We start from the raw sequence: 24,751 nt of genomic DNA, 5'->3' as shown, positions 1-24,751 counted from the left end.
AATTATCCGAAATAAGATGTCATATGGAAACAATACATAAAAATTTTAAAAAACCAATTGGCGAATTTGTAGCCGAAGATTATAGAACAGCTGCCGTATTTAGTAGCTACGGAATCGATTTTTGCTGCAAAGGACACCGCACCGTTCAAGAGGTTTGCGATAAAAATGGTGTTAATGCTAATGAGCTTTTAGATAAGCTAGATAGTGTTTTAAATGCTAAAAGCACACCGGTAATAGACTACAAGTCATGGCCATTAGATTTATTAGCAGACTATATTGAAAAAACACACCACCGTTATGTGGAGGAAAAAATTCCTGTTTTGCGCCAATTCCTAGATAAACTGTGCAAAGTGCATGGTGCTAATCATTCAGAGTTATTTAAAATTAATGAACTTTTTACCGCTAGTGCTGGCGAATTAGCCTCGCACATGAAAAAAGAGGAACTAATTTTATTTCCGTTTATTAAGAAAATGGTAAAAGCCACTCTAGACGGCCAACCGCTGGAGGCGCCACATTTTGGTACGGTAGAAAACCCTATCGCTACAATGATGGAAGAGCATGATAATGAAGGTGAGCGCTTTAGAAAGATTGCTTTAATTACTAATAACTACACCCCACCTGCCGATGCTTGCAATACCTATCGGGTTACCTATGCCATGCTAGAGGAATTTGAAAAAGATTTACACCTTCATATCCATTTAGAAAACAATATTTTGTTTCCTGAAGCTGCCAAATTAGAACAGCGTTTTTTTGTTAGTTAATAGCCTTTGCTATTTAAAGTTACGGGATACTTGCCCTTACAATATTCCGTTCATGTAGTTAATAGTTTGTTTATTGGTACACGTCTCTTGTAAGAGTGATAAATAAGTGTTTTATTAGAGGAAATTACTTATTACAACACTTCCATAAGAGACGTGTTTTTTTGTTTAAACCATTTATTCATGCCTAAAAGTTTTATAATTACCTGCCTGTTTAATTTTTTAATAGCAGCATTAATGGGGTTACTGTTACGCTACATGTTTATTAACCCCGTGTCCATAAATTACAGGTATTTAACGCATGCACATTCTCATATAGCCATGCTGGGCTGGGTATATTTAATGCTTTATGCTTTTTTTGTTCAGTATTTTATCTCTGAAAAAAAATCTGTTTACACCAAATTATTTTGGCTAACACAGGTAGCCGTTTTAGGCATGATGTTTAGTTTTCCGTTTCAAGGTTATGCGGCTATTTCTATCAGTTTTTCTACACTACATATTTTCGGTAGCTATTTTTTTGTTTACCGCTTGTGGCAGGATATTCAAATTTCAAATCCATTGGTAAAAAAACTGGTCAAAACCGCCTTAATTTTTATGCTACTTTCTACGGTTGGTATTTGGTGTTTAGGACCAGCTGCCAGCACACTAGGACCTAGCTCGGCATTTTACCAAATAGCCATACAGTTTTTTTTACATTTTCAATTTAATGGCTGGTTTTTATTTGCTGTTCTAGCCGTAGCCTGCTTCCAATTGCAACTTAAGCCATCCAAAAATACCAACTTATTTTATTATTGTCTTACTGCGGCTACTTTATTCACGTTTGCCATGCCAGTTCAGTGGTTTGCCAATCATCCTATATTATATTGGTTAAATACCATTGGCCTTTTCCTTCAAATAACAGCCTTAATTATGGTTTTTAAAATTATACAAACCCAACCTAAAAACATTTTAAAAAATTCCAGGCCATTGGCTAGAACCATGTATATTTTTGCATTTATTTGCTTTTGTGTAAAAATACTGTTTCAAACAGCATCCATAATTCCAGTGTTTTCCGCATCCTTATATACCCATCATAATTTTATAATTGGTTTTATCCATTTAACCATGTTAGGGGTTATTACAGGCTTTATCTGGGCATTTTTAATTCAATCTAGAATTTTTAAAATTACACCAACCCTACGCATTGGATTTACCTGCTTTTTATTAGGTTTTTTATGTACCGAGGCGCTTTTATTTATGCAAGGAACTTTTTATTTATTTCAATGGGGCATCCTACCTTCCTACCACTTACTATTGTTTTCAACCAGTATCTTGCTGGCTGCTGGAGTTTTATTAATTTTATTAAGCTACTTACAACAAAACTTTAAAAGAAAAATACATATTTAATTCAAAAAAAAATAACGCATGACTTTAAAACCTTTAAAACGTCACAAAGCATTGCAACCTTTAAGCAGGGAGCATCATTTTGGTCTTTTACTTTGTTGGAAAATTAGAATGGGCATAAAAAACAACATTGCGGTAAGTCGCATTGCCACCTATGCTAGTTGGTTTTACCAAACCCATTTAATTCCGCATTTCCGGATAGAGGAAACAGTAATTTTCCCAATTCTAGAGGCTAATCATAAGTATATAATCAAAGCCTTGGAAGATCATGCATTAATTGAACACTTATTCAAAAATCCTATTATAAGTGAGGATGATTTAAAAGCTATTGAACAAGCTTTGGAACAACATATTAGGTTTGAAGAACGGATTTTGTTTCCCGAAATACAAAAAAATGCTTCGGAAGCACAGATGTTTGACATAGAAAAAATTCACCAGTCAGAACCTTTTCAAGATAATCTGACCGATGAATTTTGGAGAAAAACGGATTAAAAGGCATTATTATGAATAAACAAACCGAACAGCCTTATAACCACCATTTTCTATAAAGTAGTTTTAAAAATACGCGGATTAATAGTTACCATTAACCAAGCCCAATTATTGGTAGCGTTGGCATTACCACCTTTTAAAATACCCATAGTTTCCGAAGCAAACATATGCGAATATCCAGCTTGGAAAGTTACATCTGGCGTCCATTTGTAATTAAAAGTAACATCCAATTCGGTGCCTAAATAAGCATCCATCTCTTGATTTTGAGAGTTTATAACTGCAGCTGCCGCATTAAAAACGTGTGGTGTTACAGCCATCGAAAACTTGTTTTTAGCATACGCCACTGATGCATAAACATCTATTAAACCAACAGAGTTAATATGGTTGCCTACATAAAAATAATCCATAAAGCCATTAAATTTATGATTGGTACCATACCATGGATTAAACGATTTTACGGTAGTGCTTGTGGTATTCATATCGGTTCCAGATAAATACTCTGCTCCTAACCCTGTTTTTAAGCCATTAGTAAATTTATACGAGGCATTTAAAGCTACATTGAACGCATTTAAACTGGCTGTATCTAATTTTCCTGTTTGGAAATACACAGAACCATCTGCCTGGAAGTTATTTTTTCTATAACGCGCATGTGTGCCAAACGTTTGGTTGTAAGCCACTTCCTGTTTGTTGTTTTCCATATAGGCTAAACCGTTGTTTAACACCAAAAAGCTCAATTTTAATGGATTTAATTGGGCATGGTACCATAAGTATTGCATGGCTTTGTAGTTATTTAAAGTATAATCTGTTTCAAATAGTGTTTCTGCAGTTGCGTTTAGCGCTAGTCCTAACGTAATTTCATGAAATTCATTTGGTTTATACGATGCTAACAAAGCATCGTGACTTCTAGCTTGTTGTGCCCAACCAACTGCTCCAAAAATACGCTGGTTGTCCAATGATATTTCTTGACGCCCAAGTTTCAAGCGCCAGGCAGGTGCAAGCAGCAGTTCTGCCCATGCCTCGTGTACGGCCGGTGCATTTTTATCGGAAGCATTTAATGTAGCTACATCGCCCCACACCCGAACATCCTGAACACTTAAGTAGGCATTCATTTTTTCGCTGTTGTAAGTAAAATTTAAGCGGGTGCGCTGCGATACAAAGGCAGCGGCATTTAACGAGTCCACTTTTAAGGTTTTGTACCCATGCCGGTATTCCAATCGCGGTCTAATTTCTGCACCTATTTCAAGGCTTTGCGCCATAAAATGCTGACTAAATAATCCAATAAGTAAAATAATTAATGTTTTTTTCATGGTGGTAGTTTGTTTTGGTTTTTACACTGTGTTTGGTATTTTCTTAAATTAAGAACTTAACGCTAAAATAGTGTCTATGGTTTCTTTATTATCTACGCCAAGTCCTTCTTGCTGGTGTACCAATTCGCCTGCATTATTAAACACCGAAATAATATTAGAGTGCGAAAAATCTATAGGCGAGATTTCTTTGTATTTAACAGATAATACATTGGCAAATTCCCGAACACTGCTTTCGGTACCTTGCAAAAACATCCAATGTTCTGCATCCATAAAGTTTTCTTTAGCAAAAGCCTTCAGCCTTTGTGGCGTATCTGTTTCTGGATCTATGCTTACCATTACAAATTGAATATCTGCTATTTTTTCTTCAGGTATTTGGGCTTCAATATTGCGCATATCGGCCACTAAACGTGGACATGCTGCTTTACACGAGGTATAAATCATTACCATAACCAACGTTTTTCCTTTTAGGTCTTCCAACTGGATGGCTTTATTTTCCTCGGTATGCCATTGTGAGGTTAAATTAAAAATAGATTCATCTGAAATATCTTCAGCAACGGGCTTATTTACTTCTGTTTCAACCGCTTTTAAATCCATTTTACAAACAGCACAAGAACCCGGATTTTGATAGGTTTTTTGGTCCTCGCATTGCATAGGACATGCGTAAACAAGCGAGTCGTTTTTAGTTTCTTCATTAGTAAAAGCGCAACTTTGTAATAGTAGCGCTAATACCCATATAATTGTATATTTTAGTGTTTTCATACTTATAAAATTTAGTTAGCTGGTTGTGCGTCTTTTACACAGCGGAAGCCCATATTTTTCATGGCATTTTTAGCTTTTAAACTACCTCGGGTAGCATAGCGCATAAACGCGGCATAATTCATTAAATCGGTTGCATTTAAAGCGGCACTACCACAAAATAGATTAGCATCTTTATCGGTGTCTTTTCGCGATTCGCCCGTTATTAATACCGAATTGAAATCCAATGTCCACTCCCAAACCAAACCATGCAAATCGGCTACACCCCAAATGTTTTTGGGTGTATTCCCTATGGTGAAGTCTTTTTTAGGAGCTTCGTACCAGGCCAAAATTCTTTCGTTGTAATCGGCTTTTATTCGGGCGTCTTTGGTTGTTTCATCGGCCATAGCTACGTACTCCCATTCATCTACAGTTGGTAGGCGTTTGCCTTGAGCCTCGCAGTAGCTTTTTGCCGCAAACCAGGATACACTGGTAACAGGTTTTTTAGCGTTGTTTGTTTCCGTGTCTGCTAGAGTTGTTTCCCAATTTGGCAGGTAGCTTTTATCTGCAAATAGTCCTTTAACATGGCTTTTTTTCCAGTTTGGATGCTGTTCTAAAAACCTATTAAAATCGGCTACACTAACGGGATACACATCCATAAAAAAATCCTTTACTTCCACCACTGTCGAGTCGCGCCCGTATAGCGGAATATACCGAGACCCCTCTATAAAAACCATCTCTTTAGCTTGTCCGAAAGCGAACCATTGAAACGTTACACACACTATAAACAAGCTAAAGATGTTGGTTTTCATAATATTATTTTTAGAGGTTAACTTGCCCTAATTTAAGCTTATTTATTTTTTACGTTTTCTACCATGTCTTTGGTAACAACTTGTTTGTTATTTCCCCAACTGTTGTATACATACGTTAATACGTTTGCTACCTCTTCAGAGGAAATCATTTGTCGGGTCATAACACTGTTATAGGTGTCTCCATTTACCGTAATTTCGCCACTTAAACCATTTACTACGGCACTAATAGCGCGATCTACATCAGCATTTAGGTAATCTGAATTTGCTAACGGTGGAAACGCATTTGGAATACCTTGACCTTCACTTTGGTGACAAGCAAAACAGTTTTGCATATAAACTTGTTTTCCAAAAGTCATCTGTTCATCAAAGGATTTAGCAGGTACATTGGTTTCAGCTAACTCGGCTGTGGTTGGCATACTTTGTATTCCAGGACCTTCTGGTAGGTAAATGCCTTCACGAATTTCGCCCGAATAAATTTTCTTATCCTCTTCGCCTTCCACATTTAGTATCCCTAAAGCCCCTTTATTAAAGGCTCTAAAAATTGAATGATCTACTAATACCAGAGAGCCAGGAACATCCACACGGAATTCAACTATAGCGGCACCTCCGGCAGGAATAAGTGTGGTTTGTATATTCTCGTTTATGACGCTACCGCCTTCTACATAAACTTTGTCGAAAATTTCGCCAATAACATGAAATGACGATACTAAATTTGGACCACCGTTACCTACATATAAACGCACTGTCTCGCCTACTTTTGCAGTAATAGCGTTATCGCCTGTAAGACCATCTACACTACCGTTAAATACCACATAATCGGCATTTTCATCGACTGCTTTTTGCATATCGAATGGTTGTAAGCCACGCTCGCCATTTTTTCCTTTGGTATAGAAGTCGCCTTGCATAATATAATACTCCTTATCTACTGGAGGCAAGCCACCTTCTGGTTCAACCAAAATAAGTCCGTACATACCGTTGGCAATGTGCATACCTACAGGTGCTGTTGCACAGTGGTACACATATAAACCTGGATTTAATGTTTTAAATGAAAACGTTTTTTCAAATCCTGGAGCCACAAAAGACGATTCGGCACCGCCGCCTGGTCCGGTTACGGCATGTAAATCGATGTTGTGAGGCAATTTATTATCGGGGTGATTGGACAGGGTAAATTCTACCTCATCGCCTACCCGAGTTCTTATAAAACTACCAGGCACAGAACCACCAAAGGTCCAGTAAACATAACTTACACCAGAGGTTAATTCGCCTTCTAGTTCTAGTATTTCCATGTTAACTTTTAGTTTTTTTGCCTTGCGCTTGCCCACTGGTGTTGGTACGTGAGGTGGTGCCGTTAGTTCTGCTACCATTTCTTGTGTTACATTAATATCGGCTGCTGTAGCTAATTTAGGCGATTTTTCATTCATGCACCCAATTGAAAATACGGTTACCCCGAGTAGCAAAATTAGTGGATACACGCGTTTCATATTTTTCTGAATTTTCATAATGATGGATTTTTTAGAGTTATTGATTGCTGTTGATTTTAAATCGGACTTTTTTATCCTATTTAAAGCAAAATTAAATGACAAGGCTTGTTAATAATATGATAATTGTCAGTTTTCCGAAATATTTTGCCATTAATAGGTTTAATTTGTTAGCCTAAACGGCCGTCCAACGGGTTTGCAAACACCTACCTTTTTATATTTTGTTTTTGTTGGTAATCAGGTTCAAGCTGTTAATTTCAATTTGTTATACACATATAAACTGTTAAGAAATAAGTTCAAAAATGACGCTATAAACACTTGTCTATATTTCGTAAAACACTGAATACAAGACGTCTTACAAAAAAATAGTTTGCTTTTGTGTTTTTAACAACTTCCATTTTCTAAACCCACAAATAATTGTATTTTTACACGTAAATAAACCAATTCAATTAATGGGTAAAATAATAGCTATTGCCAACCAAAAAGGCGGTGTTGGAAAAACAACAACATCCATAAATCTTGCCGCCGCTTTAGGCGTTCTTGAAAAAAAAGTTTTATTAATAGATGCGGATCCCCAAGCCAATGCTACCTCGGGCCTAGGTATAGACGTAGAAAGTGTAGAAATAGGAACCTACCAGTTGCTAGAGCACACCAGTAATGTGCGCGATGCCATTATAAAAACCGAAACACCAAACCTAGACATTATTCCGGCCCACATAGATTTGGTGGCTATTGAAATTGAACTAGTAGACAAAGAAGAGCGCGAATACATGCTAAAAAAAGGTTTAGCAGAAATTGACAGCGATTACGATTATATTTTAATAGATTGTGCGCCATCTTTGGGCCTACTAACGCTTAACGCCCTTACGGCAGCACAAGCGGTTATTATACCTATTCAATGCGAATATTTTGCATTAGAAGGGCTTGGAAAATTATTAAATACCATAAAAAGTGTTCAGCGCATTCATAATCCAGAATTGGATATTGAAGGCTTACTGCTTACCATGTACGACTCCCGTTTACGACTATCCAACCAAGTTGTAGAAGAGGTTCAAAAACACTTTAACGATATGGTGTTCCAAACCATTATACAACGCAATGTGCGTTTAAGTGAAGCCCCAAGTTACGGAGAAAGCATTATAAATTATGATGCCGATAGTAAAGGTGCCAAAAATTATTTAAGTTTGGCCAAAGAAATAATAAATAAAAACTCCTAAAACATGGCGAAGGCAACCAAGAAACAGGCTTTAGGTAGAGGTTTATCTGCTTTATTAAAAGACCCCAGCAACGATATTACATCCAGTCAGGACAAAAATGCCGATCAGGTAATTGGTAATATTGTAGAACTGGATATTGATGCCATTGAAATAAACCCATTCCAACCGCGTACCAACTTTAATGAAGAAACGTTAAAAGAATTAGCCTCTTCTATTAAAGAATTGGGCGTAATTCAACCCATCACGGTTAGAAAATTAGATTTCAATAAGTTTCAATTGGTTTCGGGCGAGCGCCGTTTTAGAGCGTCTAAATTAATAGGTTTAGAAACCATTCCTGCTTATATCCGAATTGCAAACGATCAGGAATCGTTAGAAATGGCTTTGGTAGAAAACATTCAACGCCAAGATTTAGACCCTATTGAAATAGCCCTATCCTACCAGCGCCTTATTGATGAAATTAATTTAACACAAGAACAAATGAGCGATCGTGTGGGTAAAAAACGCTCCACTATTGCTAACTATTTGCGCTTATTAAAGCTAGATCCTATTATACAAACGGGCATGCGCGACGGTTTTATTTCTATGGGTCATGGCCGTGCCATTATAACTATAGAAGACCATGCGGTGCAACTAGACATTTACGAAAAAATAATTTCAAAAAAATTATCGGTACGCGATACGGAAGAATTGGTAAGAAATTACCAAGACCAAGCTACAAAAAAAACAGCCAAACCTGCAAAGGAGCTGCCCCAATTTGCCAAAAAAGGCATGCAAGATTTTTCGGAATACTTTGGCCATAAAATTAACGTTAAAGTAGCTAAAAACGGTAAAGGAAATATTTCCATTCCATTTAGCTCCGAAGAAGATTTTAACCGTATTCTAAAATTAATAAAGCGTGGTGAATAAATATGCCATAACAGTTTTATTTATCTGGATTTTTAGTTGTTTAACATGGGCGCAAAACACCGAAAACAATAAGCGTTCAGAGGCCGAAACAACAGACGATCTGGTTGTTACTTCATCACAAATTACAAGCAATCCAATAGACCCGTTGGCTCCCGCTCGAGCGGCATTTTATTCGGCAGTCTTACCTGGGTTAGGCCAAGCTTACAATAAAAAATATTGGAAAATCCCTATAGTGTACGCTGGTCTGGGTATTAGCGTTTACTTCTATATTGATAACAACAAAGAATACAAACGCTACAGAGGTGCCTACAAAAGACGTTTAGCAGGGTTTACCGACGATGAATTTTATGGAACCATAAATGACGACGGACTCCGAGAAGCGCAAAAAACTTTGAGTAGAAATAGAGAAATTTCGCTTTTAGTTACCATAGGCATTTATGCACTAAACATTATTGACGCCAATGTAGATGCACATTTGCTGCAGTATAATGTGGACGATAATTTATCTTTAGCCCCACATTATAAACTAAATGAATTTGATAACACAGGCGATTTGGGCATTACAATAAACTACAAATTTTAAGTATGAAAATTGCACTTTTGGGATATGGAAAAATGGGTAAAACCATTGAAAACCTAGCTAAACAACGCGGTCATGATATTGTTATAAAAACCAATAAAGAAACGGGTTACGATATTAGTATAGCCGATGTGGCCATAGATTTTAGTGTCCCAGATGCAGCCTTTAACAACGTGGTAAAGTGCTTCAAAAATAGGGTGCCAGTTGTTTCAGGAACTACCGGGTGGCTGGATAATTACAACAAAGCAGTAAGTATTTGTAACGAAGAACAAGGTGCCTTTATTTATGCCTCTAATTTTAGTTTGGGTGTTACTATTTTTTTCGAATTAAATACGCAACTAGCCAAAATGATGGCCAACTTAAAAGACTATAATGTATCTATAGAGGAAGTGCATCACACACAAAAGCTGGACGCACCAAGTGGCACGGCTATAACACTTGCCCAGTCCATTATAAACGAACATCCAGCATATCAAAAGTGGAATTTAAACACGGAAACAGCACATAGCATTCCCATTACGGCCAAACGAATTGCCGATGTGTCTGGTAAACACACCATAAGCTATAGCAGCCCAACAGATAGTATTTCTATTACACATAATGCTAATAATAGGCAAGGTTTTGCACAAGGTGCGCTTGTGGCGGCAGAATGGTTATATGGCAAAACAGGTGTCTTTACTATGAAAGATGTTTTAAAAATAAGTTAATAAAAACAATTCGGGCAAATAAAATAATACCTTACCTACCCAAAAAGATAAACAATAAAATATGGCACTAACACACTGGCTTTTAGTAATACTAATCATTCAAGTTATTCACGGTTTAGGAACTTGGAAATTATATGAAAAAGCAGGCAGAAAAGCCTGGGAAGCATTTGTTCCTGTGTACAATGCGGTTATTTTAATGAAAATTATAAATAGACCTTGGTATTGGACAATACTGTTATTTTTACCCATTGTAAACCTCATTATGTTTCCTGTTGTTTGGGTAGAAACGGCTAGAAGTTTTGGAAAAAATACAACCACCGATACCTTGTTAGCCTTATTTAGTTTAGGCTTTTATAATTTTTACTTAAACTACAGTGCCCCAGTGGCGCATATAGAAAACCGTAGCTTACAACCTAAAACATCGCTTGGCGATTGGGTTAGCTCTATTTTATTTGCGGTTGTAGCGGCAACTGTTGTGCATACCTACGTTATTCAACCCTACACCATACCTACTTCTTCTTTAGAAAAATCATTATTGGTAGGCGACTTCTTATTTGTAAGTAAATTTCATTACGGTGCTCGGGTACCCATGACCACTATTGCTGCACCAATGGTGCATGACACGATTCCGGTTATAAATAAAAAATCTTATTTATACGATGATAATGTAGCCAACAAAAACACAGCTTTCATAAATAAATTATCCCTGCCATATTTACGCTTACCGGGTTTCCAAGATATTTCGCAAAATGATATTGTGGTTTTTAATTGGCCTGTAGATACCTTGTACAACATGTACAAAAAAGCAGACCGGAATTACTACAAACCAATCGATAAAAAAACTAATTACGTAAAACGTGCGGTTGGCTTGCCTGGCGATTCATTAGAAATTAGAAATGGTTACGTATATATTAACGGCAAGCAAAATGAACTACCCGATCGTGCTAAATTGCAGTTTTCGTATAAAGTAGAAACAAAAAATGGCCCTTTTAATAACTATATGCTGGCGAACCGCTATGGTATAACAGATTTTCCACAATACAATCAGGATTACTCCTTAAGTTATTTTCCAGGAATTACCGATAGCAATTTAGCTAAATTTAGAAACCACCCTAACGTAAAAACCATTACACCTTTAAAACGCGAAAAGGGCGAACGCGAAGCTAGTGTATTTCCACACGACCCCGCATACAATTGGAACAACGACTGGTTTGGCCCTTTGTATATTCCGAAAGCAGGTGCTACAATTAACCTGGATTTAGAAGTTTTACCTTTATACAAGCGTGTTATTTCCGAGTATGAGAATAATGAACTTCAAGTAAAGGGGAATCAAATTTTAATAAACGGTGTTGTTGCTAACAGCTACACCTTTAAAAAAGATTATTACTGGCTTATGGGCGATAACAGGCATAATTCTTTAGATGCACGTTCTTGGGGCTTTGTTCCTTTTGATCACGTTGTTGGAAAACCCGTTTTTATTTGGATGAGTTACAACGCCAATGGCCAAGGTATTAAAGAAAAAATACGTTGGGACCGTTTATTTACAACTGTGCATGGCAGTGGTGAACCAGTGTCGTATTTCATTCCATTTTTAATTCTTGTGGCCGCCTGGTTCGGATTTAGCAAGTGGCGTAAACACAAAAAAGCCAATTAACAAACGGTATTGCCAACCTATGTAACCGTATTTTACAGGTATGAATCTATTAATGCACCCCACCTATTTCCCTAACATTGCACACTTTGTAGCTATAAGTCAAGCGGGTAGTCTAACTTTTGAAAAAGCCGACAATTTTCAGAAACAAAGCTACCGTAACCGAAGCTATATTTATGCCGCCAATGGGAAGCAACTTTTAAATATTCCAGTGGTGCATACACAAAAAAACAGACAACAATACGCCCACGTATTAACCTGTAATACAGAAAACTGGCAACGCAATCACTGGCGAAGTCTAGAAACTGCTTACAGAACCTCACCTTTTTTTGAGTTTTATGAAGACGATATAGCACCACTTTTTAAGGCTCCCGTAACACGTTTGTTCGACTTTAACATGGCTTGTATTGAAACCGTTTTAGATTGTATGCAGTACAACTTACCATACAAAACCACCACCGTGTACCAAAAAAACCCGGAGCAGCAAACAGATTTGCGGTTTCTAGCCGATGTAAAAGCAACCAATAATTTGAAATTTGAACCCTACAACCAGGTATTTAATACCAAGCACGGCTATATTAATAATTTAAGTATTTTGGATTTATTGTTTAATGAAGGCCCCAACAGCATTAACTATTTACAGGCTCAAAAAGCATTTTGGTAATGTTACAATCCTCTATTCATTATGGCATACATTTTTTAGTACCCCTACTAATTGCCTTCGTATTTTACAAACCTATTTGGCTAAAAGCCTTTGGTATCATGATAGCCACTATGGTTATAGATTTAGATCATTTACTAGCAACGCCTATTTTCGATCCCAACCGCTGTAGCATTAATTTTCACCCGCTTCATACTTATTGGGCTATGGTGGTTTATGTTATTTTACTAATACCGAAGCGCACGCGCCTAGTGGGTATTGGCCTGGTTGTGCATATTATAGCAGATGCTACCGATTGCGCTTTAATGTAAATTCAAAGTTGTTATAATAGGATAATGGTCCGAATATTTAACATCTAATGTTTTAAAATCGGCGACTTCAAAACTTGGATCAGATAGGATAAAATCTATTCTAACCGGAAAAAACTGAAAATCGTACGTTCGGCCAAACCCATTACCTGCCTCTTTAAACGTATCTACCAACTCGCCTTTTATTTCCTTATAAACGTAGGAGAAAGCTGTGTTATTAAAATCGCCTGCAATAATAATTTTATACGGACAAGCCGCTTTATGCGCTAAAAACAATTCGGCCTGCTCCTGCTGCATTTCAAAAGTTTTTTCAATGCGTTTTAATAAACGTTCCGAATCGCCTTCTTGAAACGTTTTAATATTGGTGTCTATTTTTAAGGATTGTAGGTGCACATTATATACACGAATCGTGTCTGTTGCTATAACTATATCGGCAAATATGGCGTTATTAGAAGTGTTTGGAAAGGTAATAGAACCCGAATTAACAATGGGGTATTGCGATAAAATTACTTGGCCGTATTTTGTTTTATTACCAGATAGTCTTTCAAACTTATACTTAAAAAATGATAAATCTACTTCCGGATGCGGATGGTACTCCTGAATAGACAGAATATCCGGAGCCTTCTCCTTTATTAAATGAGTTATTTTATGCCTTACGGTAGTATCTGGAATCCAATCGTACAAATTAAACAAACGGACATTGTAATTCATTACTTTTAACTGATTGGAATTAGCAACACCAGACTCCGAAGAAAATTTATAAAGCGAGCCAAAACTGAAATAACCAATTACCAAAACGACCAACGAAACCATTAGCTGTTTTTTTAGTTTCACCAACCAGAACAAAAAAAACAACACATTCAATAATATTAAAAATGGCACTCCTAAACTTAAAACGGACAGCAATGCAAAGGTTTTTGGTGGTACAAAAGGCAGTAAGTACGCCAATAGTAGCATAAAAGCCAACACACCGTTTATAAGGTATAGAAATTTATCTATTAGCGTTAAGTTTTTCATGAATGCGTGATAAAAACAACAAGGTATTAATTACCTTAACTAACCAGTAACAAGCTAGCTACAAGCAATGAAAACAGGCGTTATTTTCCTGCTTTAAACAAAAATTCCTTTTCGGCTTTGGTTAAACTGTCGTAACCACTTTTACTAATTTTATCTAAAATAAGATCTATTTTTTTTTGCTTGTTAAACTGGTTAAACTCTTCCTCCGAGAAACCAGCTACCTTACCCGTTTTCTTTTTATGAACCGTTTTTAAGGGTGTTTTTTTCGACTTTTTAAACCAACTGGCAACAACATCCATATAACCTTCAAACCCCTTACCTATATCCGTTCCCTTTAGCAACTGTTTTGCATAAAAATAACCTAAAGCTGCACCTCCTAAATGTGCCAAATTACCACCAGCATTACCTACCAATGGATCTTTAACACCTGCCAGTACACCCAACACATCAAACACTACAATAGCAGCACCAATATACCAAAGTTTTATGTTGAAGGTAAAAAACCGAACTTCGGTGCTTGGCATATAGGCACATAAAAATATTAATATAGCCCTAATTGCTGCCGAGGCTCCTACCAATCGGGATGGCGAATGAAATACATCAGGAAAAACGGTATACGCCAATAAAAATAGAGCACCACCAGATATAATACCCATAAAGTAAATATTCAGCCCCATTTTTGTGGAAAATAAATTGGTAAACATACCACCAATAAAATAGAGCCAAATCATATTAAAAAAGAAATGCCAAAAATCGTAGTGTATAAAGCCATAGCTTATTATGCTCCATGGCTGCGTAATAAAATTCCCAAACGTACTGGGCATTTCAAACCAAAATAAATCCGTTTTAAAAAGCAACTTAAGCAGTAAACTTAACACGTACACGGCTAAATTAACCCCTATTAGTTTTTCAAAAACAGTAAGGCGCTTTAGTTTATCCTGAAGGTCTTGGTTTAAACTTGTCATACTAATACCATCTATTTTTATTAAACTGTGTTTTTTTCCAATACCACATAATTATAAATCCGGTTAAGGCGCCACCTAAATGCGCCACGTAAGCGGTATTACTTGGACTAAAAAAAGATTGACCAGTAATGGCCGAAATTAAATCTAAAGCTAAAATACCGGGAATAAAGTACTTGGCTTTTATAGGAACAGGTAAAAATATTAGCATGAGTTTGGAGTTAGGATAGAGCATACCAAAAGCCACTAAAACCCCCATAATAGCGCCAGAGGCACCAACCATAGTACTGTTAAAAACGCGTATAAATTGCTGCATATCTGCAGCACCCATTATTTGCTGCCAACCAGTATTATACATTCCAGAGTTAAGGGTATCTAAAATTTGTGCTTTGTTTAAGCCATTTTCTGTTAAAACCGATAAACCTGAATAAAAAGTAATGTAATAATACCCCAACATGCATATAGCTGCTCCAAGCCCCGAAGAAATATAGAAAAACAAAAACTTTTTAGCGCCAAAGCGCTGTTCTACGGCTGTGCCAAACATCCAAAGGGCAAACATATTAAACAGGATATGCATAAAACCACCATGCATGAACATGTGCGTAATTATTTGCCAAAACTGAAAGGTAACATTTTCCGGAAAATGCAAAGCAAACCAATCGTAAAATAACGTATTGCTACCAAATGCGCTTCCTCCTATGGTAAGCGTGCCCACAAACATTATAACATTAATAATAATTAAATGTTTTACGGTTTCGGTAATATTATTCATCATAGCTTATTCGTTAAAAAAATTTTTTGTCCAATTCATCCACACTTATCGTAATAAAAATGGTTTTATTATCGGGGGCATGATTTGGATCTTTGCAGGCAAACAAACTGTTAACCAAATGTTCTTGCTCCAACAAAGATAAGGATTGTCCTCTTTTAATGGCTAAACTCTTTGCCATAGATTTGGCTAATAAGTCGGTTGCACTAAAATGGCTGTCGGGTACTTCGTTTTCTATATCGCTAATTAGTTGTTCTAAAATAACCGTTACCTCACTTTCAGGCACATTTACAGGCACGCCAGATACTTCAATATGATCGTTATGGAAGTTAGCAAAAACAAAGCCTGTGTGCTCCAAATCGGACTGCACACTTTTTATACAAGCCATTTCTTGTTGCGATAAAAATACCAATACAGGAAACAATAATTGTTGGCTCACAGCTTCCTTAATAGTCATATGTTTTAAAAAGTTTTCATACAAAATACGGCAATGCGCTCGATGCTGATCTATAATAAGCATCCCAGACTTTATAGTACTAACAACGTATTTATTGTGCAGTTGGTATGTTGTTTGCTTCTTATCCAATTCTGAAGCATCTTCAAACATATTACTAGTTTCTTCACCGCTTTCAAAACGCATAGCACGGGCATCTGTTTGGGCCTCTGTGCCACTGGCATCCAAATCTAAATTGGTATACAATCCTTGCCAACTGGAGCCCTTATCTTTTTTAAACTTGGGTGCAAAGCTTTGTTTAGAAGCGGTTTCTTCGGCAAAGGGATTAAAGCTTCTATCCACCTCAATACTGGGCGCCTTGGCTTGTTTATTTTCGAAATTATAAGGCGTATCAAAATTCGCGTCGCGATCAAAATCCAATACTGGCGCAATACTAAACTGACCCAAACTATGCTTTACTGCCGATCTTAAAATAGCGTATAAGGTATGTTCATCGTCAAACTTAATTTCAGTTTTAGTAGGATGAATATTAATATCTATAGTTTCCGGATTTACAGTTAAATCTAAAAAATAACTAGCATGAGCTCCATCTTTTAGTAGGCCTTCAAAAGCTGCATTAATGGCGTGATTTAAATAGGCACTTTTAATAAACCGATTGTTTACAAAAAAGAATTGTTCGCCTCGGGTTTTTTTGGCATACTCTGGTTTACCTACAAACCCCGAAATGGTTAAAACCTCTGTGGTTTCGTTAACAGGCACCAACTTTTCGTTGGTTTTACTGCCAAAAATATTAACAATACGTTGCCTAAAATTACTTTCGGGTAGGTTAAACGATTCGCTACCGTTATGATACATAGAAAACTGAATACCAGGATGCGCTAATGCAACCCGGTGAAATTCATCGATAATATGCCGGAGTTCCACAGCATTCGATTTTAAAAAATTACGTCTGGCGGGAATATTAAAAAATAAATTTTTTACCGCAACCGATGTGCCTGTTGGGGTTACAACGGCTTCTTGAGACTCCACCGTGCTTCCCGCTATAACAATATGGGTACCTACTTGATCTGTTTCCTGTTTGGTTTTTAGTTCTACATGTGCAATGGCCGCTATACTCGCTAAAGCCTCGCCACGAAATCCTTTGGTACGTAGCTGAAACAAATCGTTTGCCGCTTTTATTTTAGAGGTAGCATGCCGTTCAAAACTAAAACGGGCATCGGTAACGCTCATCCCAACACCATTGTCTATTACTTGAACCAAGGTTTTTCCAGCATCCTTAAGAAGCAATTTAATTTCGGTGGCTTGCGCATCTATAGCATTTTCTAAAAGTTCCTTAACTACCGAGGCTGGCCGTTGTACAACTTCGCCCGCTGCTATTTGATTGGCAACATGATCGGGTAATAACTGAATAATATCTGCCATCAGTTTTAAGAAAAGAATATGGATAAATCGAAACCAATAATAAGCAAGAATATAAACAGTAAAATTGCTATTATTAGTAAAACACGTTTGTTTGCTTGCGTGTCTGCGTTATGCTTAAAATCATCTAAAGCCGTGTTTATTTTACCTTTTAACCCGCCAGTGCTTCCAACCGTTGTCCTAAAATCGTCGAATTTATGTTTTATTTCGTACGGGTTTCCCTCGCCTTTGTAGTAACGCGGGGTATATTCGTATCGTTTATTTTTTCGCTTCCCAAAAACTCCCATTAGTTCTGTTTTACTCGTAGCGACTTAACCAAAAAATCACTATTAAAATTACAATTAAAGCTAGGATTAAAAAGGTAGGGCTAGTAAAAAGATTAATTTTTCGCTTTCTAGTGTCCTTTAAACCACGCCACTGGGTTTTAAAATCGGTAGGTTCCTGTTTTACAGCTTCCGACTGAAATTGCGGTTTGTAACTAAAGCGTTTGTTCTTTTTTGCCAAGGTGTACCGTGTTTTCTTGCTTCTGATTCAAAAATACAGAATTTACAAGGATTTTAAACAGCTATATTGCCAAAAATTGTTAACATTTGGCGCAGTCTAGCACCGCTGCCCTTTTACGAAGAAATAATAAGAACCGTTGTTTAAAACGTATTTAAATGCGCCATTTTTATAGCAGCAATGGCGGCTTCCGTTCCTTTATTGCCGTGTTTCCCACCAGACCTATCTATGGATTGCTGCAGGGTATTATCTGTAAGTACACAAAATATGACTGGTGTATTATGCTGTACATTTAAATCTTTTATCCCCTGTGCAACGCCTTCGCAAACAAAATCGAAATGTTTGGTTTCTCCTTGTATAACACTACCAATAGCTATTACCGCATCTACAGGTTGTTGCTGCATTTTTTTACAGCCAAAAATAAGCTCGTAACTGCCTGGCACATTCCAACGGATAATATTTTTTTCGGCAACATGGTGTTGCAGCAAGGTTTCTAGAGCGCCCTTATAAAGGTTTTCTGTAATGGAATCATTCCATTCTGAAACAACAATCCCAAACCGAAAATTTTTCGCATTTGGGATTGACGCTTTATCGTAAACCGATAAATTTTTATTTTCTGTAGCCATATGTAGGATTGCTTAATTGCTTGCCAATGCTTCGGCCTTACCAATAAAAATATCAATATTGGTGCCTTCTTTAGACGACGGATAATTTTCTTTTATGGCTTTAAAGTGCTTTAAAGCTACCTCTGTTTTCCCTAAATCCATGGCAGTTAAACCGGCCTTGTACAGAAACATCGGTGTTGTAAATTCATTGGAACGCATTTTTGCTGCTGCTTCATAGTAGCTTAATGCATCTTCCTGCTGATTTAATTGTACAAAGGCATCGCCAATACATCCTTTCGCCATAGGCGCTAGTATTTCGTCCTCCCCAGAAAAATCGCTTAAAAAGGCAATAGCGTTTTTGTAATCTTTCATGTTTAAATAGGCCATTCCTGCGTAATAATTAGCCATATTAGCAGCAGGCGTTCCGCTGTATTCCGAAATAACATCCAACATTCCAAATTTCCCTTCGCCACCATTTAAAGCTAAATTGAATAACGAATCTTTTTCAGTGGTTGCATTAATTGCGTCGTTGTAATATTTCTGGGCTTGGTACATATCATTCATAGCCTCCGTTTGTTTTGGTTTTGCTACAAACTCGTTAAAACCTAAATACCCTAAAACCACGGCAGCTACAACACCAATAATAATAAAAATATATTTTTGATTGCTAATAACCCAATCCTCGGTTTTGGAAGCACTTTCATCCAATGTATTAAAAACTTCTGCCGTAGTAGATTGCTCTTCTACTTGATTTTGTTTTTCTTGCTTGGTTTCTGGTTTATATCCTCTTTTCTTGTACGTTGCCATATAGTCTTAATTAATGCGCCGCAAAAATATAATTTTTCTTTATATTTAAAAGCCTATTTATTTGTTATTTTTTGAATAATTTGCACCTTCTTAACCTAAATCGGTATTTAAGTTCCAAAACCTATGATTCTGAAATCGCTTTCAATGATTAATTACAAAAACTTTGATGAACGTAGTTTTGTATTTAACAATAAAATTAACTGCTTTGTTGGAAACAATGGCGTGGGTAAAACAAATATCCTAGATGCTATTTACCATTTATCCTTTGGGAAAAGCTATTTTAATCCTGTGGCTTCACAAAATATAAAACACGAAGCTGCCTTTTTTGTCATAAATGGAACCTACGAAAAAGAGCAACAAACCGAAAAAATTGTAGTAAGTTTAAAACGCGGACAAAAAAAAATTATAAAACGAAACGGCAAAATTTACGATAGGTATAGCGACCATATTGGCTTTTTACCACTTGTAATTATTTCCCCAGCGGATAGCGACCTTATTATTGAAGGTAGCGCTACACGCCGAAAATTTATGGATGGTGTTATTTCCCAAAGTGACAAACACTATTTGGACGCGCTTTTAAAGTATACTAAAACGCTTACCCAACGCAATTCGCTCTTAAAATACTTTGCGCTAAACAGGACTTTTAATCAGGATACTTTAGAAGTTTACAACCTACAATTAGAGCAATACGGCCAAATTATATACGAAAAACGCCAAGCCTTTTTAGAAACATTTATTCCTATTTTTAAAGCACGCTACCAAGCTATAAGTAGTGGCAACGAAACCGTTAACTTACTTTATGAAAGCCACTTAAGCACCAATAATTTAAACAACCTTTTAACTAACGCCCTGCAAAAAGATAGAGCCCTGCAGCACACCAGTGTTGGGATTCATAAAGATGATTTGGTGTTTAATATTGAAGACCATCCCATTAAAAAATTTGGCAGCCAAGGCCAGCAAAAATCATTTCTAATTGCGTTAAAATTGGCACAATTCGACTTTATTAAAACAAAAAGCCAAGTAAATCCTATTTTGCTTCTAGATGATATTTTTGATAAATTAGATGCCCAAAGGGTTACACAAATTATTAAATTAGTGAACGACGAAAATTTTGGACAGCTTTTTATTAGCGATACGCATGCGGACCGTACAGAAGCCGTTATACAACAAGTGCACCAAACCTACCAAATGTTTAAACTTTAAAATACACGTACCATGAAAACCAACGCAACACTACTTATTCTTGCCACCTGCCTCCTTTTTAGTTGTGCCAAAAATCCCGAGTCGTATTTGGAGCATTTGGAAGGTTATTGGGAAATAGATGAAGTTACTCTAAAAAATGGTAGCACCAAAAAATACAAATACAATGATACTATCGATTTTATTAGTTTAGAGGACTCTTTAACTGGCGTTAGAAAAAAACTTAAACCTAACTTTATGGGAACCTTCGAAACCTCAAAAAGTTCCGAAACATTTCAAATTAAAATTGAAAACGATAGTGTTAACATGTACTATAACACACCTTTCGATTCCTGGAAAGAAACCGTTTTATTTGCAAATAAAAATCAGCTAAAAGTAATAAACAAAAACGATGCTGTATTTTTATATAAACGATATATTCCGCTGGACATTAATTAACCTAACAGCATGCTGTAATAATAGAACCCATGACCAAACGCCACAATGAAAATTTAAGTCTTGCCGACGTTTTAAAAGAGTTTGTAGAAACTAATAGACTAGAAAAGGGCTTGGACGCCGTAAATGTTCAAGACGCCTGGAAACAGATGATGGGTAATGGTGTAAATAATTACACAACAGCCATTCAGCTAAAAAACGATACTCTTTTTGTAAAATTAAGTTCCAGCGTACTTCGGGAGGAGTTAAGTTATGGTAAGGCCAAAATAATTAATATGTTAAACGAACATTTAGGGAAAGAGCTTATTAAAAAGTTGGTTTTACAATAAGTACCACAGTACTAATAAACCGCTCAAAACAAAAAAAATCCCGCATATTGCGGGATTTTTTATTAGCTAAAAGTTACTTATTCTTTTACTAGTTTAATAACACTACTGGCTAAATTAGACTGTACTTTTAAGAAGTACATACCAGATGCCATACCAGACAAATCGATGGCCGTTGTTTGTGCGGTATTTTTTAAATTTAGCGACAGTACCACACGACCGTTTATATCCATAACGTCTGCTTTCATTAAATCTAATGCGCCTACATTCTTCAAATTGAAGATTCCTTGAGATGGATTTGGAAACACGCGTAAGCCAGATTCCAACGCATCAAAATTGCTAACAGATAGCGGGTACAAGCAATTGTATATGGTAATATCGTCTATATACCAACCTATTAAACCATTACAGCCATCTGTTCCCATGTCAAATCGGAATTGAATAGTTGCTCCCGCACCAAAGTTTGGAAGTGCAGACAGATTAATAATACTCCTACCCCAGCTTCCCGCCGTTGAGCCTTCATCTGCTCCCGTGAATGCATCTTGTCCAGACATTGGGTTATCGTTTCCTTCTCTAAACGAATTAATAGTTGCATTATACGCATTGGCAGTAAAAGCAGTAACTGGCAACAAAAGCCACTCGGATGTGTTGTTTAAACGATATTTTATATTTCCACCGTCCCAGCCACCTTCTGTGGCAATGTAGTGAACAAATGAAAGCTCTATAGTACCCGTTGTATAAGAGTCGGGAATTGAAATTTCAGGACTTTGCAGACTTATAATTCCGTTTTGCATGGAAGAACTGCAATTACCATTAACAGGATCTACTCCAAAAGCAGCTTGACCAGCACGACCGTCTGGTAAATTGCCTGTTACCACCCAGTCTCTAGATTCCCAAGAATTTGGATTGGAAGGTAATTGCTGTAAGGTCCAAGCACCCAAACCAGATTCCCAATTTTCAGCATAAATTGGGTTGGTAGTTGCTGCCTCGCACGGATCTGCTACCGCCTCTAAAATTGGTTGGAAATTGCAGGATTCTGGCGCCATACGCAACTCTACCGCCATTAAGGTTTTACTTAACTCTAAAAAATCGGCTTCTGTTATAACCTCATCTGAAGGGCCCACAGCATTTGCTTCTGTAGTTAAACCCTCTAAATTAACACCCATTAAATCGGTGCATGACGCTTCCAATGCATCGGCCAATGTGGCAAAATCGCTGGTAGCTGTTAAATACGTACTTTGTGCACGCCAAAAAATGTGTGCGGCTTTTGTTAAACCAATTCCATTTACAGTCTGACCATTGTAAGTACCACCATCTACCAAAAGTGCGTAAGCATGGTTAGGAATACCCGAATTGGAATGAACACCACCCCCGTCACTGGTGCTACAACGGTAGTTAAAATCAGAAACTTTCCCTGGATGCCCGTTACATTGCGGATTCCACATATCGCGAATGGCACCACCAAAAGCTGTGGCATCCTCGCCAATACGCCAGCGATCGGAGCTAGCACAACCTGTTCGTAACGCTAAACTTTCATCTTCGTCTTGGTAAGCGTTAATTAAATCGACTGTTTCGCCCCAAATATCCGAGAAGGATTCGTTTAGTGCACCAGATTGCCATGCATAAATTAAACCACTCGTATACTCGGTATAAGCATGACCCCATTCGTGTGCAATAACATCATCCGAAGCGGTACCGTTACAGTAATTGGCTGTTACACCATTCCAATTTGCATTCGGACAATTTATGTTGGGATTATTATTAATGGTTCGCATTTGGGCGTCGTTGTTATCGTACGATACAAAGCCGAAAACATTATTGAAAAAGTTGTAAACATGTCCAGAAGCAATAACTTCATTGCGTTGCCAAATGGTTAAATTACCGGGTAATGCATCGCCTTCTTGCCATACCAAATTACTTGTATTACCCTCGTAAACACGGCGGTCCATGGCATGTGGCATACCTGTAAATTGTTCAACAAGTAAACCAGTGTGCGCATTTATATGCACATATTCGCGTACATCGGCATTATTTCGTACCTCCACTTTATATACTAAAAAACTAGCGCCTAAATTATTTTGCACCAAGCCTTTTTGAAAAACCATTAAATCCGTTTTAAAGGCAAATACTGGCTGCCCGGAATAATTTATATCTTGTTTGTTAACTAAATTAATAGCTATGTTGTTGGCTTCCTGTAAGGATATGGTAGGCGTAGCATTTACCTTAATATTGGTAATGTAATTTCCGTTTACAGCGGTTAATTGCTTGTTAGCATTAAAATGAAAACGCAACTGACCATCAAACACCGGAACAGCTTGATGATATTGCTGAAACGTAACGCGCTGTAACCCATAACTATCTGGTTTGGATGTTTCAATTTGAAAATCTGTAACAGACAGGTTGTTGGCAAAAACAGCTGCATAGGTTTCCATAAATGCTATGGCCTTAGCCTCCAACGTAGCACCAGGTAACGTTAAGGGCTTATTGGCAGGAAACTTTATAAACTCTGGTACACCCGATTGTGTATTTAAGGTAATACTGGCATCGGTTTGTTTTTGAAGCGTATTGAGCGCCTCTGTTGCATGTTGCGCCCATAATAGTCCGCTACAAAGAAAATAGGCTATTAGTAGGTAATTTTTTTTTAACATAGTTTATTATTTATGAAGGTCAAAGATACATTAATACCAAAAAAAAAGCCTAAAATATCAATTATTTTAGGCTTTTTGTCATTTCATTTATGTTTTAAAACATCTCGCGTCCCGAAAAATGGAAGGCGCTTTCTATGGCAGCATTCTCGTCGCTATCGCTTCCATGTACGGCGTTTTCGCCCATTGAGGTCGCATATAATTTTCGAATAGTACCCTCTGCAGCATCTGCAGGATTAGTTGCACCAATTAAGGTTCTAAAATCTTCCACTGCATTTTCCTTTTCTAAAACTGCCGCTACAATAGGACCACGTGTCATGAACTCCACCAGCTCGCCAAAAAATGGACGCTCGCTATGAACGGCATAAAAAGCCTCGGCGTCTGCTTTTGTCATTTGTGTTTTTTTCAATGCTACTATTCTAAATCCTGCAGCATTAATTTTTTCTAAAATTGCGCCAATGTGACCGTTTTCAACCGCATCTGGCTTAAGCATGGTAAATGTTCTGTTTGTTGCCATTCTTTTTAATTATTTTCTATCGTTTACAATTATTTTCCGAAAACGCAACGTCCTCATTAGGCATACGCTTCGTTAAAATTTCGTGCAAAAGTAACGTATTTC

At 37.1% G+C, this 24,751-nt stretch carries 27 protein-coding genes; 13 read left to right on the top strand and 14 right to left on the bottom strand.

What is annotated here, in order from left to right; translation table 11 throughout:
• Positions 1-23 precede the first annotated feature (23 nt).
• From ric to ACFSQP_RS01495, 3 genes are all read left to right on the top strand, one after another.
• Positions 24-761, top strand: a complete 738-nt coding sequence (gene ric, locus ACFSQP_RS01505) for an iron-sulfur cluster repair di-iron protein (protein WP_376891276.1) — start codon at positions 24-26, stop codon at positions 759-761.
• Positions 762-941: 180 nt separating this feature from the next.
• The gene (locus ACFSQP_RS01500; protein ID WP_376891275.1) at positions 942-2,144 is read left to right on the top strand and encodes a hypothetical protein; all 1,203 of its coding nucleotides are present in this window, start codon (positions 942-944) and stop codon (positions 2,142-2,144) included.
• 18 nt (positions 2,145-2,162) lie between these two features.
• On the top strand, positions 2,163-2,633 hold the full coding sequence (locus tag ACFSQP_RS01495) for a hemerythrin domain-containing protein (protein ID WP_376891273.1): 471 nt from the start codon (positions 2,163-2,165) through the stop codon (positions 2,631-2,633).
• A 50-nt stretch (positions 2,634-2,683) separates the two neighbouring features.
• Here ACFSQP_RS01495 and ACFSQP_RS01490 read toward each other — a convergent pair whose 3' ends face one another.
• The 4 genes from ACFSQP_RS01490 to nirK are packed head-to-tail and all read right to left on the bottom strand — an operon-like array spanning position 2,684 to position 6,983.
• Entirely contained in the window at positions 2,684-3,937 is a 1,254-nt protein-coding gene (locus ACFSQP_RS01490; protein ID WP_376891271.1) for an alginate export family protein, read from the bottom strand.
• Positions 3,938-3,985: 48 nt separating this feature from the next.
• Positions 3,986-4,696 (bottom strand): SCO family protein, encoded by a 711-nt coding sequence (locus ACFSQP_RS01485; RefSeq protein WP_376891269.1) that lies wholly within the window; start codon positions 4,694-4,696, stop codon positions 3,986-3,988.
• A gap of 11 nt (positions 4,697-4,707) precedes the next feature.
• Positions 4,708-5,484, bottom strand: coding sequence for a formylglycine-generating enzyme family protein (locus tag ACFSQP_RS01480; RefSeq protein WP_376891268.1), 777 nt, complete (start codon positions 5,482-5,484; stop codon positions 4,708-4,710).
• Positions 5,485-5,522: 38 nt separating this feature from the next.
• Positions 5,523-6,983, bottom strand: coding sequence for a copper-containing nitrite reductase (gene nirK, locus ACFSQP_RS01475; RefSeq protein WP_376891266.1), 1,461 nt, complete (start codon positions 6,981-6,983; stop codon positions 5,523-5,525).
• 431 nt (positions 6,984-7,414) lie between these two features.
• Between nirK and ACFSQP_RS01470 the strand changes: the two genes are divergently transcribed.
• The 7 genes from ACFSQP_RS01470 to ACFSQP_RS01440 all read left to right on the top strand — a co-directional run bounded on the left by ACFSQP_RS01470 (position 7,415) and on the right by ACFSQP_RS01440 (position 12,995).
• The gene (locus ACFSQP_RS01470) at positions 7,415-8,179 is read left to right on the top strand and encodes a ParA family protein (protein ID WP_376891264.1); all 765 of its coding nucleotides are present in this window, start codon (positions 7,415-7,417) and stop codon (positions 8,177-8,179) included.
• Between the two features lie 3 nt (positions 8,180-8,182).
• Positions 8,183-9,085: a ParB/RepB/Spo0J family partition protein gene (locus ACFSQP_RS01465; RefSeq protein WP_376891263.1), complete on the top strand. Its 903-nt coding sequence runs from the start codon at positions 8,183-8,185 to the stop codon at positions 9,083-9,085.
• Positions 9,075-9,668 carry a DUF5683 domain-containing protein gene (locus ACFSQP_RS01460; RefSeq protein WP_376891262.1) on the top strand — a complete coding sequence of 198 codons (594 nt, stop codon included), beginning with the start codon at positions 9,075-9,077 and terminating at the stop codon, positions 9,666-9,668. Before ACFSQP_RS01465 ends, ACFSQP_RS01460 begins: the two co-directional genes overlap by 11 nt.
• 2 nt (positions 9,669-9,670) lie before the next feature.
• On the top strand, positions 9,671-10,372 hold the full coding sequence (dapB, locus tag ACFSQP_RS01455; RefSeq protein ID WP_376891261.1) for a 4-hydroxy-tetrahydrodipicolinate reductase: 702 nt from the start codon (positions 9,671-9,673) through the stop codon (positions 10,370-10,372).
• 61 nt (positions 10,373-10,433) lie between these two features.
• Complete coding sequence (gene lepB, locus ACFSQP_RS01450; protein ID WP_376891259.1) at positions 10,434-12,026, top strand: signal peptidase I; 1,593 nt, start codon at positions 10,434-10,436, stop codon at positions 12,024-12,026.
• A 40-nt stretch (positions 12,027-12,066) separates the two neighbouring features.
• On the top strand, positions 12,067-12,687 hold the full coding sequence (locus tag ACFSQP_RS01445; protein WP_376891257.1) for a WbqC family protein: 621 nt from the start codon (positions 12,067-12,069) through the stop codon (positions 12,685-12,687).
• Positions 12,687-12,995: a DUF6122 family protein gene (locus tag ACFSQP_RS01440; RefSeq protein WP_376891256.1), complete on the top strand. Its 309-nt coding sequence runs from the start codon at positions 12,687-12,689 to the stop codon at positions 12,993-12,995. The genes ACFSQP_RS01445 and ACFSQP_RS01440 overlap by 1 nt, the downstream gene beginning before the upstream one ends.
• Here the strand turns inward: ACFSQP_RS01440 and ACFSQP_RS01435 are convergent.
• The 8 genes from ACFSQP_RS01435 to ACFSQP_RS01400 form a co-directional block, all read right to left on the bottom strand.
• Entirely contained in the window at positions 12,987-14,009 is a 1,023-nt protein-coding gene (locus tag ACFSQP_RS01435; protein ID WP_376891255.1) for an endonuclease/exonuclease/phosphatase family protein, read from the bottom strand. The two genes, ACFSQP_RS01440 and ACFSQP_RS01435, sit on opposite strands and share 9 nt — an antisense overlap.
• Positions 14,010-14,089: 80 nt before the next feature.
• A complete protein-coding gene (locus ACFSQP_RS01430) occupies positions 14,090-14,974 on the bottom strand; it encodes a rhomboid family intramembrane serine protease (protein WP_376891253.1) in 885 nt (294 codons plus the stop codon).
• Between the two features lies 1 nt (position 14,975).
• Positions 14,976-15,743, bottom strand: coding sequence for a rhomboid family intramembrane serine protease (locus ACFSQP_RS01425; protein WP_376892107.1), 768 nt, complete (start codon positions 15,741-15,743; stop codon positions 14,976-14,978).
• A gap of 13 nt (positions 15,744-15,756) precedes the next feature.
• Positions 15,757-17,616 (bottom strand): DNA mismatch repair endonuclease MutL, encoded by a 1,860-nt coding sequence (mutL, locus tag ACFSQP_RS01420; RefSeq protein WP_376891251.1) that lies wholly within the window; start codon positions 17,614-17,616, stop codon positions 15,757-15,759.
• Between the two features lie 5 nt (positions 17,617-17,621).
• On the bottom strand, positions 17,622-17,900 hold the full coding sequence (locus tag ACFSQP_RS01415) for a riboflavin synthase subunit beta (protein WP_376891250.1): 279 nt from the start codon (positions 17,898-17,900) through the stop codon (positions 17,622-17,624).
• 10 nt (positions 17,901-17,910) lie between these two features.
• Positions 17,911-18,117 (bottom strand): hypothetical protein, encoded by a 207-nt coding sequence (locus tag ACFSQP_RS01410; protein WP_376891249.1) that lies wholly within the window; start codon positions 18,115-18,117, stop codon positions 17,911-17,913.
• 140 nt (positions 18,118-18,257) lie between these two features.
• On the bottom strand, positions 18,258-18,740 hold the full coding sequence (ribH, locus tag ACFSQP_RS01405; RefSeq protein ID WP_376891248.1) for a 6,7-dimethyl-8-ribityllumazine synthase: 483 nt from the start codon (positions 18,738-18,740) through the stop codon (positions 18,258-18,260).
• 12 nt (positions 18,741-18,752) lie between these two features.
• Positions 18,753-19,526, bottom strand: coding sequence for a tetratricopeptide repeat protein (locus tag ACFSQP_RS01400; protein ID WP_376891247.1), 774 nt, complete (start codon positions 19,524-19,526; stop codon positions 18,753-18,755).
• Positions 19,527-19,649: 123 nt separating this feature from the next.
• Here ACFSQP_RS01400 and recF point away from each other — a divergent pair, with 123 nt between their 5' ends.
• Genes recF through ACFSQP_RS01385 form a run of 3 tightly spaced genes read left to right on the top strand, consistent with a single transcriptional unit; the run spans position 19,650 to position 21,490 of the window.
• On the top strand, positions 19,650-20,729 hold the full coding sequence (recF, locus tag ACFSQP_RS01395; protein WP_376891245.1) for a DNA replication/repair protein RecF: 1,080 nt from the start codon (positions 19,650-19,652) through the stop codon (positions 20,727-20,729).
• 12 nt (positions 20,730-20,741) lie between these two features.
• The gene (locus ACFSQP_RS01390) at positions 20,742-21,164 is read left to right on the top strand and encodes a hypothetical protein (protein WP_376891244.1); all 423 of its coding nucleotides are present in this window, start codon (positions 20,742-20,744) and stop codon (positions 21,162-21,164) included.
• Between the two features lie 29 nt (positions 21,165-21,193).
• The gene (locus ACFSQP_RS01385; RefSeq protein ID WP_376891242.1) at positions 21,194-21,490 is read left to right on the top strand and encodes a DUF721 domain-containing protein; all 297 of its coding nucleotides are present in this window, start codon (positions 21,194-21,196) and stop codon (positions 21,488-21,490) included.
• 77 nt (positions 21,491-21,567) lie between these two features.
• On the opposite strand, the gene ACFSQP_RS01380 is transcribed toward ACFSQP_RS01385, so the two are convergent.
• Together ACFSQP_RS01380 and ACFSQP_RS01375 are read right to left on the bottom strand one after the other, a co-directional pair.
• On the bottom strand, positions 21,568-24,135 hold the full coding sequence (locus ACFSQP_RS01380) for a M4 family metallopeptidase (RefSeq protein ID WP_376891241.1): 2,568 nt from the start codon (positions 24,133-24,135) through the stop codon (positions 21,568-21,570).
• A gap of 94 nt (positions 24,136-24,229) precedes the next feature.
• Positions 24,230-24,649 carry a nucleoside-diphosphate kinase gene (locus ACFSQP_RS01375; protein WP_376891240.1) on the bottom strand — a complete coding sequence of 140 codons (420 nt, stop codon included), beginning with the start codon at positions 24,647-24,649 and terminating at the stop codon, positions 24,230-24,232.
• Positions 24,650-24,751 lie beyond the last annotated feature (102 nt).

The organism is Bizionia sediminis, assembly GCF_042684585.1.
In the GTDB taxonomy this organism is placed as follows: Bacteria; Bacteroidota; Bacteroidia; order Flavobacteriales; family Flavobacteriaceae; genus Algorimicrobium; species Algorimicrobium sediminis.
Note: the sequence above shows the minus strand (reverse complement) of the source record. Positions and strands in the feature narration are given on the sequence as shown.